We start from the raw sequence: 16,402 nt of genomic DNA, 5'->3' as shown, positions 1-16,402 counted from the left end.
TGGTGATGGAGATCATGTTAGGTGTGTTGGATCCTCATCACTCGGAACAGCGGTGTAGGCCGGGTAAGGCGAAGCCGCCACCCGGCGTTTGACTACCGCTCCCTCAGCGCCTCCTTCGCCCGGTTAAACGGCTTAATCAGATAATCCAGCACCGTTTTCTCCCCGGTCTTAATATCCACCGTCGCAATCATCCCCGGCACAATCGAAAAGTGCCTGCCCGCCTTGTTCACCAGATAATCCTGGCTGGTGCGAATGAATACACGGTAGTAGAACACCTCCGGCTTCGCTTCGTCCTGAATGGTGTCCGGGGAAATGGTCTCCACCACTCCGTGCAGCCCGCCGTAAATCGCGTAATCGTAGGCGGTGATTTTCACCAGCGCCTCCTGATTAGGATGGATAAAGGCGATATCCCGTGGCGAGAGGCGGGTTTCAATCAGCAGGTGATCGTCCACCGGCACAATTTCCATTAACTCGCCGTTGGGCGGTATGACGCCGCCGATGGTGGTCACCTTGATGTTTTTCACGATCCCGCGCACCGGCGACTTCACAGTCAGGCGGGTAACGGAATCCTCGCGGCCTTTCAGGATCGCTGACACCATATCCACCTCGGCGTTGGCCTTCGACAGCGCTTCACGGGCCTGCACGTAATACTGGGAACGCACGTCGGTGAGCTTCAGCTCCAGGTCGCTTTTCTGCCGTTGCAGGCGTAGCACTTCCACGTGGCTGGCGGCACCGGTTTTCACCAGCCGTTGAGTGATCGCCAGTTCTTTATTGGCGAGCGCTAACGCGGAGCGTAGTTCACGCTGCGTATCCTCCAGCTGGGCGCGGCGAGAGTTGTAAAGCCGCGTTTCTGCGGCGGTCAGGTCGGTCCATTTCGCCAGGGAAGGCGGGAATTTCAGCGGGAGATCGTTCACCTCGGCGTACAGGCGCACGCTGGAGGCCAGCGACGCGCGGTAACGCGCCGCGCTTTCGCCGACGTTAGATTCCGAGCGGGTAGGATCCAGCCGCGCCAGCACCTGTCCGGCCTGCACCTGATCCCCTTCGTGTACGTTCAGCTCGGTGAGGATCCCCCCATCCAGCGACTGCAATACCTGCTCGCGTGAACTGGGGATCACTTTTCCGGTGCCGGTTGAGACTTCATCCAGCACCCCGAACCACGCCCAGACGCCGAGCACCACAAACATCAGCAGGGAGAAGAAAACGATGCGCCGGGCACCGGTATAACCGCTTTCGGAGTCGAGCGCGTTATCCAGATCTTCTACTGCGGCAACGTCACGCTGATTGATTTTCATTGTTCCACTCCCGTCCGGTTGCCTGCTGCTGTTGCTGCATACGGCTGTTGTTCAGCGCCTGCGCTTTTGGCGCGTCCATCACCAGCATGCCATCTTTGAGTACCACCACGCGCTCCACCAGCTCCAGTACCGGCACGCGGTGGGTCGCGACAACCAGCGTGCGGTTGCCGAGCCACGCCCCGAGACGTTGAATAAATTCCCGCTCAGTATGTTCATCAAGGGAGGCGGTCGGTTCATCCATCAGCACGATATTCGGGTCGCGCAGCAGCATCCGCGCCAGCAGAATAGACTGCCGCTGCCCGCCGGACAGCCCGACGCCGTTCTCCATAATCGGGTAATCCAGCCCCTTTGGCAGCTTCTGCACAAAGCTGGCCGCGCCGCACATCTCCAGCACCTCGAAGATCTCTTCATCGGTGGCGCGCGGCATGCCGAGCGTGATGTTCTCGCGCAGGGTGCCGTAAAACAGCCGGGCGTTTTGGGTCATAAAGCCGACGTTTCTCCGCACGTCAGCCACGTCCAGATGCGGCAGGCTGAGGTTGTCGAGCCGCAGTTCACCGCCCGCCAGATCCATCCCGCCCGCCATCGCCTGCAACAGGGTTGATTTACCCGCGCCGTTGCGCCCGAGGATCGCCACTTTTTCGCCCGCTTTGATCTCCAGGCGGTTAATGCGCAGCGCCATGCGGGGATCTTCCGGGTGATAGCGGAACTGCGCCTGCTCGAAAAGATAGTGGCCGCGCAGCACGTCCTGGCGGATCGGCGTCTCTTCGCGCTGGTTCTCGGTCGGCAGCTGCATAATGCTGTCCAGCCCCTCTTTGGCCGCCTTCACCTGCTGCCAGCGGGCCAGCACGCCGCACAGCGTCGCCATCGGGGCGATCATCCGTGAGGCGAGCATCGAGGCGGCCACCACCGAACCGGTGGTTAAGGTGCCGTCGATCACCATCGGCGCGCCCACCACGATCACCCCGGCATAGACCAGGCTCTGAATGGTCATCCCCCAGCTGATCAGGTTCTGCGTCAGTTCGCGGGTGCGCAGGCCGGATTCGGCGGTGATCTGGATATAGCTGTTCCACTGCTGCAAAAAGCGGTTCTCCGCCTGCATCAGCTTGATGTCCTCCAGCCCCTGCACGCTCTCCACCAGTACCGCGTTGCGCAGGGTAGATTCATGCGCCGACTGCTTCGCCAGCTCTGCCAGTTTCTTTTGCAGCAGCAGGCCAGGCAGGACCATGATCACCGCCGCCACCGGGGCGATCCACGCCAGCTGCGGGGCGATGATCGCCAGCACAATCACAAACAGGATAAAGAACGGCAGATCGACGATGGTGGAAATGGTGGAGGAGGTGACCATCTCGCGGATCTGCTCCAGCTCGCGCAGCTGGGAGATAAAGCTGCCGGTGGAGCGCGGAATGGCGCTATGGCGTAGCCGCAGCGCGTGGCCGAAGACCCGATCCGAGACGCGCATATCCGAGCGTTTGCCCAGCAGATCCATAATGTGCCCGCGCGCCACGCGCAGCACAAAACCAAACAGCGTGGCGATCAGTACCCCAATAGTCAGTACGTAGAGCGTCGGGTAGGACTGGGCGGGGATCACCCGGTCATACACCTGCATGGAAAAGACAATGCCGGAGAGGGAGAGCACGTTGATAAACAGCGCCGCCAGCATCACCCAGCTGTAAGGGCGAAGGTCGCGCATCACCAGCCGGTAGAGCCAGTCCGGGCGGTATTTTGAGATATAGGCGTCCACGCGGCTGTCCTTCAGCGCCGCCAGCGGACGCAGGGCGATGACGTGGCGGATGGCAGGCAGCATCGCGCTCATCGACAGGCGGTTGGTGTGCGTGTTGTCGTCGAAAAAGCTGACCTCAAGCGTATCCTCGCCGTCGAAATTGTCGATCACGCCGATTTTACCGTCGTTTAGCTCTACCACCACCGGCAGACGCCAGCTGTTGATGGCGTGCTGATCGGCCGTCAGCAGCTGGAACGTCAGCCCGGCTTCACGGGCGAGCTGCGTCAGCGCGGGCACCATCGGTTTGCCTTTCAGCCACGGCGCGCCCGCGATCAGCGAGCCTGGCGAGCAGGCAACGCGATAGCGCGTCGCCACATAGCCAAACGCCTGCGCCCACTGCTCCAGCGCCTCATCCGTCATGTTTTCACCCTGCGGAATATCGCGTTGCTTCATGGCTGGATCTCCACGGTCTGGATGGTGCGGTTTTCAAGATCGAACGCCTGACGTATGCGCCCGGTTTGGTAGAGACAGTTCAGCTGAAGCTGGCGGAGCTGTCCGGCGGTTTGCTGCTGGGTAAAGCGCGCCTGATACACCTCCTGCTCGGCGTTGAGCACGTCGAGCAGTGGGCGGGAACCAAGATCGAGATACTGCTGCTGATACAGCTCGCGGGTACGGGCGCTGAGCGCTTCCTGGCGGCCCTGGATCTGAAGCGTGCTCATCAGGCTCATCACCTGGCTGCGCGCTTCCAGCAGTTTTTGCCGCACCTCAAGACGGGTGCGCTGAATGGTGGACTGGGCCGATTCCACCGCGTGTCCGGCGGCATTACGCCGGGCGGTGAGGCCGCCGCCCTGATAGAGCGGCATCTGCACTTTTACCCACGCGGAGTACTGGGTGCGGTCCCGCGTTTCGTTGCCTGAGTAACGGTCGTTAAGATAGTGGCGGACTTCCGGCTCCAGCGAGACGGTAGGGGTCATCTGCGCGTTGGCATAGTCGAGATTGGCCTGCGCGACGTTGGCCTGCGCCCAGGCCGCTAAAACCGAGGGTACCAGGCGATCGTCCGGCTCGGCAATATCGCAGCTGCGGGCCAGACTTTGCGGAAATTCATTGCTGACCGCGTTCAGGCCGTCCCAGCCCAGCATGCTCATCAGCGTGGCGCGTGAGCTGTCGAGGCTGGCCTGATACTGCATCAGCTGCGCTCGCGCGCCTTCGATACGGGCATCGGTCTGCACCACGTCAGAGAGCGACGTGGCGCCTTCGTCATTACGCAGCTTCGTCAGTGTGCCGATGGAGGTCAGGGCGTCCAGCTGTTCTTTAGCGGTCTCGACCATCTGCTGCCAGGTCTGCACCTGCACCATAGCGATGGCGGTATCGTGGGCGATAGTGTCGATGCTCACCAGCACGTTGGCCTGCTGCTGGGCGACGCCCGCGTTTTCGGCGCGCACCTGGCTTGCGACTTTGCCGAAGTCGTAAAGCATTTGCGAAAGCGAAAGCACCAGCGAGGGGGTAAAGCCATTATCGTCGCCGTCGTGGCTATAGCCGTTATCCATGCCAGCGTTAATTTGCGGATAATATTTTGATTTGGCGACGTCCACATTTTCGCTCTGCTGATAGAGTTTGCCGACGGCTTCACTGATGGCCGGATGCCAGGTCACGGCGCGGTTAACCGCTTCATTCAGCTGTAGCGTGCCGGGGGCGGCTTTGCTGGCTACGGGCGCCACGCGGCCATTTAAAGAGGGGAGTTCCTGCGTTTCGCTTAATTGTCCGGTATTAATCATCGCCGCAGGGTTTGCCGCGATAGCGGGCACAGATATCAGGCAGCACGAGAGCCACCAGTAAGGCATCTTCTTTCCCATGTCTTGTCCCTAATAAAAAAGTACTGCTTTATTGTTTATGCCCGGGCGCTGTGCGCGCCCGGGTCATTTCTTGCAGGTGCTATCAGGTAATGATGTGTTGCTGGTTTACAAGCTCGTCGTAGGTGGTCTGAACATTGTCCAGCGTAACGAGCGTAGATTTAGTGTAGGCGGCTCCCGTGCCGTCACGGTCGATGGAGATCACAGTATTGTTACCGCTTTGTGAAACAGAGACATAGTTCCCCAGCGTCGACGCGCTACCGTTCCAGCCCACCAGCAGATCGCCAATGTCGATCTTGTCTCCCTGCGACAGGGAGAAGTTCGTCCAGTGGTCACCCGTGCTGTTACCTGCGGTGGCGTTACCCGCCGTAGTGTTCAACACCTGATAAATCAGCGTGTCGCCGTAGGCCGTGCCGCTAATCACATCGTTATGTTCCGAACTGACAAATTTCGGTGCCATATTGATGGTCAGCGAGGCGGTATCCCGGGTGCCGTTGGCGTCGGTCAGGGTGTAGTTAAAGACCTCCTTGCTGGTGATGGTAGAGAACGATATCCCAGGGTTGAGTGTGTAGGTGTAACTGCCGTCTGCGGCAATTGCCAGCGTGCCGTAGTGGCCCGTGATGTTTACCTGCGTGCTGCCGGTGTAAGGATCCAGCGTGGTGGTTACGCCGTCGTAGCCGGTAATGCTGAGACGGGTATCCACCGAGTGCAGCTGGTCCATCGCGCCCGCGGAGCCGGTGCCGTCAAAGATATTGCCGTCAACGGTGTGGGTGCCCGTGGCGTCAAACTGCGACAGGGAGTAGCTGGTCCCGGTGACGCTTGGGGTAACGGTGATATTTCCCACCCCCAGCGGTCCCATTCTGCCGGTATAGTTCAGCGTATAGGTTCCCGCCTCCAGATCGAGACCCGTCAGGTTGATGGTCGCCGTGCCGCCCAGCAGCAGCCCGCCGTTAAATGAGCCGGATCTGAGGGTGGTGGTGCCGTTGGTCAGCGTCCAGTCGACCGTTAACCCGGTAAGGGTCAGCAGCGAGGCGACGTTAAACGACAGAACCACGTTATGCAGTGCAGTATTAGGATCCACCACGAAGGTCCCGCTTCCGCTGCCCTGGGTTGAGGCAAGCAGCGCGGCGTTCCAGCTCGCCGACCCGACGGTGGTATCCGAGTATGCGGCGGTGCGGTGCACCGAGTTCACGTCCATCGCCGTGCTGACATCGTTCACCGCGTCCATTGGCTGCGCGGTCGGGGTGATGTTCAGCGATGCCGTGTCTTTCGAGCCGTTCGGCGCGGTGATGGTGTAGACGAAGGTATCCGGGGTGCTGATGTTGTCAGCGCCGACTCCGCTGTCCAGGGTGTAAGTGTACTCCCCGGCTGCGTTGATCCGCAGCGTACCGTACTCGCCAGTGATCTCCGTCAGGCCGCTGCTGTTCACCGCCACGCCGTTAACGTCGGAGACCACGGTACCTGCTGGCGCAATATCATCCGCCAGCACATCCCCGGTCGTGCTCTCGCTCACGCTTGCCACGCTGTAGACATGATCCTGCAAGACGTTCAGCGTGTAGGCCGTCAGCGCGGTGATCCCCGCCGCCGTATTGAGCAGGAACAGGTACTCGCCAGCGGGCAGGTTCAACGTCAGCTGCGGGGAGGTGCCGCCCAGCAGCGGCGCGCGCAGCCAGCCGGGTTCAACGCGCATCTGCTCGAAGGTCTGCGTCGCATTGTTGAACTTATAGATGTAGAGGTCGAAAACCGAGGCCAGCGCGACGCCGCCCACGGACGCCTGAACGGTCATGGTGCGGGTGGTGCCTTCTTCCACGTTATAGATGATCGGGTTGGCCAGATCGTCCAGCAGGTTCAGCCCCAGGGTATTGCCAAGGTTGATCCCCACCAGGGTAAAGCCGCCCTGCGACGAGGTGCCGTTGTTGATCGCCTCCACAGTGGTGTCGAAGGTCAGCGAGGCGGTATCGTCCACGGCCACGATCCCGCTGCTGGTAGTGCCTTCGCCCAGCGACAGAACCAGATTTGCCGAGGCGCTGGTGCCGTTGTGGGTGATGGTGTAGGTAAAGTTCTCCGTGCGGCCAATGACGGCGGCGCTGGTGTTGGTCAGGTTATAGGTATAGCTGCCGTCCAGGTTGATGGTCAGCGTGCCGTATTGCCCCTGAATCACCGTGCCGTCAGCCGTAACGCTGGTGGTGGTGCCCTGGGCGTTGGTGACCGTAGTGACGGTGGTGCCCGCCGGGGCGTTGTCGCTGCCTGCGGTTGGATCCACGTCAGTGATGACGTTCCCGACAACGCTGGTCTCGCCGGACACGGTGCCTGCGCTGGTCTCTTTCACCGCCACATCGAGGCTGGTGTAAGAGCCGGTTGCCAGCAGGTTAGTGTTGTAGCTCAGGACGCGATACTGACCATTCGCCAGCCCGGTCAGGTTCAGCGACACCCCCGTCGCGCCGAGGGTCAACAGGTCAGCGAACTGCGGCTGCCCGGTATCGACCACGGTAGTCCAGGTATTATTGGCGGCGTCGAAGCGCTGTACCACCAGCTCAAGGGTATTGAGCAGGGAAAGAACGGCACCCGTGGCGTTGGCGTTCACGGCAATATCCGCACTGCCGCCGTTGCCGACGGTGAAACCTACCTGCGCGGTATCGTTGCCGAGCAGCGTCAGCACGTTACCTAAGGCGCCTACCAGCAGGAAACCATAGTCGCTGTACTGCGAATTGGTCACCGTGGCGGTGGTCGTGAGCGCCAGTTCTTCAGCGTTGGTGCTGGCAGAGAGCGGCACCACCGGCGCAAGGGCTGAGCCGGGCAGCGAAACGTTGCCTGCCGCATCGGTGGCGGTGATTTGCAGCGTCTGACCTTCCGTCTGTTTATTGAGGAAGGTGTAGCTCCAGGAACCGTTGCTGTCCGCCGTGGCGGTGACCGTTGAATTATCCGCCAGGCGGATGGTGACGGTGCTGCCCGCTTCAGCGCTACCGGTCAGTACGCTGCCGTCTGCGTTGAAGGTCCCGGTTGGAGCCGTTGGCGCAGTGAGATCGACAATGACGGTGGTTGACGTGGAAATCGGGCTGGTGCCCGAGCCGTTGCTCGCCGTGGCGGTGAAGGCATGCGGGCCTTCGCTCAGCACCGGCGTGGTGAAGCTCCAGTTGCCGCTGGCATTCGCGGTGACCGTGCCCATCAGCACCCCGTTGTTATAGAGGGTGATGGTCGTGTTCGGCTGCGCCGTGCCGCTCAGGGTTGGCGTGGTGTCATCGGTGGTATTCCCGTTGGTCAGGTTGCCCGTCACCGTGCCAACGTTATCGTCAATATTGGCGATAACAGGCGCGTTCGGGATTGTGGTGATCGGGGCAATCACGGAGGTAGTGATACCCGCGTTACCGGCCTTATCGGTAGCAAAGACGATCAGGGATTCACCGGCGGTCTGTGCAGGGGTGATGGTGGCGCTGAAGCTTCCGCTACCGTCCGCGACGGCCGTTCCAAGCACGGTTCCGGTGCTGCTGGTGATGGTGACGGTGCTTCCCGCTTCTGCTGTACCGGTGACCTGCGTCCCGTTGGTGATCACCGCCAGCCCGGTTGGGGCTGGTGGCGGCGTCAGGTCAACGTTAATCGTGATAATCGGTGAAGCCACGCTGATATTGCCCGCGGCATCGGTGGCGGTTGCGGTGAAGTTATGCGCGCCTTCCGTCAGCGTGGTGCTGGTTTGCGGCAGCGTCCAGTTGCCGTTGGCATCGGCAGTGACGGTCCCCACCAGCGTCGTGCCGTCGTAAATACGTACGGTGGCATTGGCTTCTGCCGTACCGTTTAAGGTCGGACGGGTGTCGTTGGTTGGGTTGGTGCCAGTAACAGGTCCGGTGACGGTCCCCACATCATCCTCAATCGAGGTGATTGCCGGTACGACAGGGGCGGTGGCATCCACATTAATGGTGTAACCGCCGGTCTGCGCGCTGGCGTTGCCCACCGCGTCGGTAGCGGAGAAGGTCAGATTATGCGGCCCGTCAGCCAGCGGGGTGGAAGGCGTAAAGCTCCACGCGCCACCGGTGGCGACTGCGGTGCCAATCTGTACCCCATTATCAAAGATGGTGACCGTCGCGCCGGCTTCTGCCGTACCGGTGAGCGTTGGCCGCGCGTCGTTGGTTAACCCGCCGTTGGCGACAGGCGCAGCGGCGTTACCGACATCGTCGGTGATGCTGGTCAGCACCGGCAGCGCTGGCGGTGTGGTATCAATGGTCAGGCTGAAGTCGGCGGACGACGTGCTGGTGTTACCCGCCTGATCCGTTGCTTCTGCGGTAAAGGTGTGTGACCCACTGTCCAGCGGCACGGTGATATCGACGGTCCAGTTGCCATCGGCATCGGCAGTACCGGTGCCCACCAGCGTGGTGCCCTCATAAATATTCACGGTGGCCAGCGGCTCGCTGGTCCCCACCAGACGCGGGAGAGGATCGTTGGTGGTCTGGCCGGAACCTATTGCCCCGGTGATGGTGCCAACGTCGTCAATCGCCTGGGTGATAACCGGCGCGACAGGCGCAGCCGTATCTACCACCAGCGTAAAGCCTGGTGAGGCAGGGCTGACGTTGCCCGCGGCATCGGTTACCGTGGCGGTCCAGGTGTGGCTGCCGTTTGCCAGCGTACCGGTGGTAAAGCTCCATACGCCGTTTGCGTCCGCCACGGCGGTACCCACTTCACGGCCACTTTCATAAATGGTGATGGTCGCGTTGGCCGCCGCGGTGCCGTTCAGCGTTGGCGTGGTGTCGTCTGTGCTTTGTCCCGAGGCGACCGGGCCCAGCACGGTACCAGCATCGTCAGTGGCCGGGGTAAAGACCGGTGCCTCAGGCACCGAGGTATCCACCGTCAGGTTGAACGGTGGTGAGGTGACCCCGGTATTGCCTGCGGCATCGGTGGCGTTGAAGGTAATAACGTGCGGCCCTTCGCCCAGTTCAGTGGTCGGCGTGAAGGTCCAGTTACCCTGGGCGTTGACGACCGCCGTGCCAATTTCCACATCATCGACAATAACGTGTACCGTTGCGCCCACTTCCCCCGTACCGTTGAAGGTTGGACGGGTGTCGTTCGTGGAGCCGTCGCTGGCGAGGGTTCCCGTTCCCGGGCTGACATCGTCTATTACCGTGGTAACCACCGGGGCCGCAGGCCCGGCGGTATCCACCGTAAAGGCGAACACTGGCGAGTTGGCGGAGACGTTTCCGACATCATCGCTGGCGTTAACGCGCAGGTTATACGTCCCGTCCGTCAGTACCGGATCCGGCGTAAAGGTCCAGTTGCCGCTGCCGTCGACCGTGGTGGTGCCAATCTCCACGCCGTTATTAAGCACGTGAATGATGGTACCCGCCTGGCCGGTGCCGCTGAGGGTTGGCGTGGTGTCATTGGTCACCTGCCCGGCGGTAAGCGGGCCGGTTGCGCCTCCCGGGGCGTTGTCGCTGACCGTAACGATCGTCGGCACCTGTGGCGCAGTCAGATCGATTTCGACGCTCCAGGCGTTTGACGGCTGGCTGACGTTGCCCTGCGGATCCGTCGCTCTGACGGTAAAGTCATGCGTCCCTTCGCCGAGGGCGGTTTCAGGAGTAAATGTCCAGGCACCGGTGCCGTCTGCTGCCACCGTACCAATTTGCGTAGCGCCATCAAAAATGGCGACGACGCTGTTCGGCTCGGCGCTACCGGTCAGGGTTGGCGTAGTGTCGTTGGTTGGATCGCCGCTTGGGACAGGCGTTGCCGCATTCCCTGCGTTATCCGTCACGCTGGTAATTACCGGCGTGGTGGAAACGGTGTCGACCACAATGGTGATCCCGGCCGACGGGGCGCTCTCATTGCCTGCCGGGTCGGTGGCGGTCACGGTCAGGGTGTGGCTGCCGTCGTCCAGCGCAGGCGGCGTGTAGCTCCAGGTGCCGGTCGGACCGACAACAACGGTGCCCAGCGGGTCGCCGTCATCGTACACCGTAATGGTGTCCCCGGCCGTGCCTGTTCCGGTCAGGGTAGGACGGTTGTCGTTGGTGCTCTGCCCGTCAGCGATTGGGCCGGTGACCGGGCCTACGTCATCGGTCACCGCACCGATGGCTGGTGCGGTCGGATCGGTGAGGTCGACGATGACGGTCGCGATCGGCGACTGCCCGCTGGTCGCGCCGGTGGTGGTGTTTGTGGCGGTGACGGCGAAGGTGTGTGGGCCTTCCGCGAGCGGCAGTAGAGGCGTATAGCTCCAGTTGCCGTCTGTATCCGCAACAATTTCGGTCAGCGGAACCAGCGCCCCATCCAGATAAATGGTGATGACGCTACCCGGATCGGCGGTGCCGGTAAGGGTAGGCGTGGTGTCATTGGTGGTTTTATCTTTCACATCGCCAGTGACGGGATCGGCGTCATCGTTGATTGCCGTAATCACCGGCACCGCTGGCAGAATAAGCGGGGAGTCCGGTACGTCAAAGGTGGTTGTCGGGCTTGCATTACCTGCGGCGTCCGTGGCGAACAGCGTCAGCGTCGCGGGATCCAGTTGGGCCGGGGAGAGGGCGATGGAGAAGGTGCCTCCCGTCGCGACCCCGGTCCCGATGATATTGCCGCCGGCGTCACGCACCGTCACCGTGGTTCCGTCATCTGCCGTACCGGTCAGCGGCGTGCCCTCTGCGGCAATGGTGATATTGGTTGGCGTTGCAGGAAGCAGCGTATCCACCGTCACGCTGAGATCGCCGGAGCTGGCGGAGGTATTCCCCGCCGCGTCACTTGCGGCAACCGAGAAGGTGTGCGGCCCTTCCGCAAGCGCGGGGTCGGCTGTCCAGGACCATGTCCCGTTCGGCTGAACCACCACGACCACCGGAGACGGCGTGCCATCAACAGAAACGGTTACGCTCGAACCCGGCTCGCCAATCCCGGTGAGGGTTGGGGTACCGTCGCGGGTGTAAAGCACGCTGTTGGTCAGTTGGCTGTCAGAGACGGCGTCAATTTGCGGCACGGTCGGTGCCTGCGTATCGACCGTCACGCTAAAGACCGGGCTGACCGGGCTCAGGTTACCCGCGTCGTCCACCGCGGCGACGGTGATATTCAGCGGACCATCGGTTTGTGTCGGCAGGGTGTATGACCACTCGCCATTGGCGATTTCAACGCGATCCACTTCCACGCCGTTGTTGTAGATAATCACCGTTTCGCCGGTCGTGCCGCCTCCGCCAATGACAGGTGTGTTATCGTTGGTTGAGCCTCCATTCTGAGCGCCGCCAATGGAACCGATGAGCGGGGTATCCGGGGCGAGGGTGTCGACCGTTATCGTGATACCGGTTGATGGCAGAGATTCATTGCCGGCTTCATCGGTGGCGGTCGCCGTGTATTGGTGCGTCCCTTCGCCAATGTTGCTCTCAGGACGCCAGCTCCAGTTACCGCTACCGTCCACCGTGACGCTGCCCACGGCCTGCGGCTCGCCTGTACCCACCTGGTCATAGATGGTAATGACGTCATTCGGCGTACCGGTGCCGCTCAGTACCGGGCGCGGATCGTTGGTGGTTCCGCCGTTGTCCACTGGCCCGGTGATCTGGCTTACGCTGTCTGTCACCGTCGGGATCCCCGGCTGGCCCGGCGCGTCGGTATCAATGGTAATGGTCACTGGCGTGGACGGTGCGCTTTCGTTCCCGGCGCTGTCCTGATTGGTCACCGTCAGGGAGAGATCGTAGGTGCCGTCAGGGAGCGGATCTTCCGGTATCCAGCTCCAGTTACCGTCGCCATCGATCTCGGCTTCACCTATTTTGGTTGCGCCATCGTAAATGCTTACGGTATCTCCCGGCGTGCCCGAGCCGCTCAGGGTTGGTGTGGTATCGCGGGTGGTCTCCCCAGGATTCAGAGCCGTCCCCGGTGTGGCGCCGTCCGGGTTCACGGTGATCTCAGGAATATCCGGCGTTGCAGGCGCGGTCGTGTCGATCGCCAGCTCAAACGGTGGCGAGATGGTGGTATTACCCGCCTCATCCGTCGCATGGACCGTCAGCGAATGCGGGCCGTCCGTCAGCGGCGTGGTTGGCGTAAAGCTCCAGCCGCCGCTGCCGTCAAGCACGGCCGTGCCGAGCAGGGTGGTCCCGTCATAGATAGTGATGGTGGTGCCTTCCGGTGCGGTTCCCTGCAGCTGCGGCAGCGTGTCATCGGTAGTATCCCCGCTGTTAAGCGGAACCTGCACAGTGCCGATGTTATCGGAGACGGTGTCAAGGGTGGCCGCCGGTGGCGGAGTGGTATCGACGGTAAAGGTAAAGCCGGGTGATGATGCGCTGGTGTTGCCGGCCGCATCGCTCGCGACGACGGTGAACGTATGCTGCCCGTTCCCTAATGCGGTAGTGGGCGTGAAGGTCCATGCGCCGCCGTTGTTCACAATGGCAGTACCAATATCCTGTCCGTCCAGGCGGATCGTCACGGTGGAGCCCGGCTCGCCGGTACCGTTCAGCGTCGGGAGCGTGTCGTTGGTGATTTGGTTGTTGTCGAGCGGCCCCGTGCGGCCCGGTACGTCATCAATGACCTGCGTAATGGCTGGAGCGCCCGGCGCGGCGGTATCCACCGTGATGCTCCAGGTGTTCGATGTCCCGCTGAGGTTATTGTTGGCGTCAACCGCCGTCGCCGTCAGCACGTGCCCGCCGTCGGGAAGATCCGTTTCCAGCGTGATGGACCACTGGCCGTCAGGCCCAACCACCGCGGTTCCGATTTCAGTGGTGCCGCTGTAGAGGGTGATCGTCGTGCCGGGCTCGCCCGTTCCGTTGATGGTCGGGGTTTTGTCGTTGGTGAGACCGTTCTGGCTGACAGGACCGGTGACGTCGAGCGCATCATCCTCCACGCCTGTGATGACCGGGGTTTGTGCCGCGGTGATGTCCGGCGCGTCAAACGGCGCGGTCGGGCCGGTGTTTCCGGCGGTATCGGTGGCATCTGCGGTCAGGGCTTCGCCGTTGGCTTTCGGCGGGATCAGATCAACGCTGAAATTACCCTGATCGTCGGCGACCGCTTCCCCGACCTTAACGCCATTTTCACGAATGGTGACGGTGCTGCCCGGCTCGGCTGTACCGGTTACCGTGGTGCCGTCGGCAGAGATCACCACGTTTTCCGGTGCCAGCGGTGGCGTGCTGTCTGGCGCGTCGGCAAAGCCGGACGGACTGGTGTTGCCGCTGCCGTCGGTGGCCGTCACTTCAAGGGCTTCGCCGTTGGTCTGGGCTGGCGAAATCGGGATGGTAAAGGTGCCGTCCGGACCGGCGGTGGCCTGGCCGATGATCGTACCGTCCGGCGCTTTAATAATAATCGTGCTGTTTGGCTCGGCGGTTCCGCTGACGCTTGCCCCGTCTTCCGCCACCACCAGGTTACCCGGTGCGGCAGGCGCGGTGATGTCCGCTGCGTTAACCAGCGCCGGGGAACTCTGGTTGCCTGCGGCATCGGAGGCGACCACGGAGATGATCTCGCCGTTCACTTGTGCAGGGTTCAGGTTGGCGATGTAGTTGCCGTTGCTGTCGGCAGTGGCGGTCCCGATTTGCACCCCGGCGTTGTTGGTGATGACAATTTTGCTGCCCGGCTCGGCAGTACCGGTGATTTGCGTGCCTGTCGAATTGAGCGTCGCCTCCGGCATGTCTGGCGGCGTAAGATCGACGGTAAAGTTGATCGGCTGAGACAGGCCGCTCTGGTTGCCTGCCGCATCGGTTTCGCGCAGGGTAATCGAATGTGCACCCTCTGCCAGCGGCGTTGTCGGCGTGATGCTCCAGGTACCGTTCGGCAGAACCGTTGTGCTGCCAATCGCAACGCCGTTATCGTAAACCGTAATCGTGCTGCCTGGTTCTCCTCGGCCCGTCAGGCGGGGCTGCGACTCGTCGGTAAACTGCCCGGCGGTAATCGTGCCTTTCAGCCCTCCGGTGTCATCGTTAACGATAAATCCTGTCGGCACCGGCGGGGTGGTGACATCCACCGTTACGGTAAAGGCCGGCGAGGCCGGACCGGTGTTACCGGCGATGTCGGTGGCGCGTACGGTAAGCTGGTGGCTGCCTTCGCTCAGGTTAACCGACGGCGTAAAGCTCCAGCTTCCGTTGCTGCCTACAACCGCTGTGCCAATGGCAATGCCGTTATCATAGATGGTGACCGTAGAGCCCGCTTCCGCCGTGCCGGTGAGCTGCGGGCGCGGATCGTTAGTGGTGCTTCCGCTTCCGAGCACGCCGGTATTGGGCGCAACGTCGTCGGTCATGCCGGTGATGGCCGGGGCACCTGGTGCGACCGTATCCACCACGAAGGTCACCGCCGTGGACGCCGGGCTGGTATTGCCTGCCGCATCGGTCGCGGTGGTGGTAATGGCGTGGTTTCCTTCAAACAGGTTGGTCGACGGGGTAAAGCTCCATTTCCCGGTAGCATCGGCCGTGGCGGTGCCGATCGGCTTGCCGTTGTCATAGAAGGTAATAACGGTGCCAGCTTCACTGATGCCGCTGAACGTCGGGCGTGCATCGTCCGTGCGTTGTCCGTTGCTCAGCGGGCCCGCTTCGGTGCCCACGTTATCATTGACGGTGACAATCTCGGGGGCAGCCGGCGCGGTTGAATCCGGTGCCGTGACCTGAACGCCCGGGCTGGTATTGCCGGACGGATCGGTGGCGGTGGCGGTGATCTGCTCCCCGTTGGTGAGCGGCGTGCCGAGATCGATAGTAAATTTCCCGTCGCTGCCAGCCTTGCCCGTTCCGATGGTGTTGCCATCGGCATCTTTCAGTGTCACGGTGCTGCCCGGCTCAGCCGTACCGGAGACGGTTTTGCCGTCAGGCGAAACCTCCAGATTGGCAGGTGCATCCGGCGCGGTGAGATCCGGTGCTGTGACCTGACCACCCTGGCTGGTATTGCCGGACGGGTCGGTGGCCGTGGCGGTGATCTGCTCCCCGTTGGTGAGCGGCGTACCGAGATCGATAGTAAATTTGCCGTCGCTGCCGACCTTGCCCGTTCCAATGGTGTTGCCATCGGCATCTTTAAGGGTAATCGTGCTGCCCGGTTCAGCCGTACCTGTTACGGTTTTGCCGTCAGGTGAGACCTGAAGATTAGTGGGAGCATTCGGAGGCGTAGTATCAGGTTCGGAAGGATTTCCCGGATTACCGGGATTCGGGTTGTTGTTATCGTCATCTCCGCCACCTCCACCGCCGGTTCCCGCTGCAATAGCAATCCCACCTGCGGCGGCCAGGCCACCCAGCACCCAGGGCCACGCAGCGGCGCCACCAGCATCACTCCCTGACGCCGCCAGTAATGCATCGGTGGAGGCGATGGATTCATAGGTCGCGGCACCGGTTGGATCTTCAATCCACCACAGCGCTCCGTCACTCTCTTCAAGCACCAGCTGGCTTACGCCCTGCGCATCAGTGACGTAGAAATTCTTGAGAGTAATCACTTCGCCCGAATTGAGGGTAATCACCAGATCGTTTCCGCTGCGGGAGTAATCTGCGATGTTGGCTCGATCCACGTTAAGCTTAACGATTGAGGAGTGATCGAGTGTTATCTGTGTCCCTTCCGTGGTCGTTTCCACGCCAGTTAATTTAGATATAACAGATATTTGGCTCATACAGTTATTACTCCAGCAGAGTGATTGGTTA

At 61.7% G+C, this 16,402-nt stretch carries 4 protein-coding genes; all 4 read right to left on the bottom strand.

Translation table 11 applies throughout. From position 1 onward, the window contains the following. Positions 1-92: 92 nt before the first annotated feature. Entirely contained in the window at positions 93-1,292 is a 1,200-nt protein-coding gene (locus ACOTXC_RS02625) for an HlyD family efflux transporter periplasmic adaptor subunit (RefSeq protein WP_022649110.1), read from the bottom strand. Then, entirely contained in the window at positions 1,273-3,465 is a 2,193-nt protein-coding gene (locus ACOTXC_RS02620) for a type I secretion system permease/ATPase (RefSeq protein WP_023306789.1), read from the bottom strand. Before ACOTXC_RS02620 ends, ACOTXC_RS02625 begins: the two co-directional genes overlap by 20 nt. Beyond that, positions 3,462-4,865 carry a TolC family outer membrane protein gene (locus ACOTXC_RS02615; protein WP_046621232.1) on the bottom strand — a complete coding sequence of 468 codons (1,404 nt, stop codon included), beginning with the start codon at positions 4,863-4,865 and terminating at the stop codon, positions 3,462-3,464. Before ACOTXC_RS02615 ends, ACOTXC_RS02620 begins: the two co-directional genes overlap by 4 nt. Positions 4,866-4,947: 82 nt before the next feature. Further along, positions 4,948-16,371, bottom strand: a complete 11,424-nt coding sequence (locus tag ACOTXC_RS02610; protein WP_421767388.1) for a BapA/Bap/LapF family large adhesin — start codon at positions 16,369-16,371, stop codon at positions 4,948-4,950. Positions 16,372-16,402: the final 31 nt, after the last annotated feature.

This window comes from Enterobacter cloacae complex sp. IR5428, assembly GCF_049238585.1.
Classification (GTDB): domain Bacteria; phylum Pseudomonadota; class Gammaproteobacteria; order Enterobacterales; family Enterobacteriaceae; genus Enterobacter; species Enterobacter intestinihominis.
The sequence above is the reverse complement of the archived record's forward strand: the minus strand, read 5'-3'. Positions and strand labels throughout refer to the sequence as shown.

What these genes read in the sequence shown, in the direction of transcription:
- ACOTXC_RS02625 (WP_022649110.1), bottom strand. Translation starts at nt 1,292, where the DNA reads ATGAAAATCAATCAGCGTGACGTTGCCGCAGTAGAAGATCTGGATAAC.
- ACOTXC_RS02620 (WP_023306789.1), bottom strand. Translation starts at nt 3,465, where the DNA reads ATGAAGCAACGCGATATTCCGCAGGGTGAAAACATGACGGATGAGGCG.
- ACOTXC_RS02615 (WP_046621232.1), bottom strand. Translation starts at nt 4,865, where the DNA reads ATGGGAAAGAAGATGCCTTACTGGTGGCTCTCGTGCTGCCTGATATCT.
- ACOTXC_RS02610 (WP_421767388.1), bottom strand. Translation starts at nt 16,371, where the DNA reads ATGAGCCAAATATCTGTTATATCTAAATTAACTGGCGTGGAAACGACC.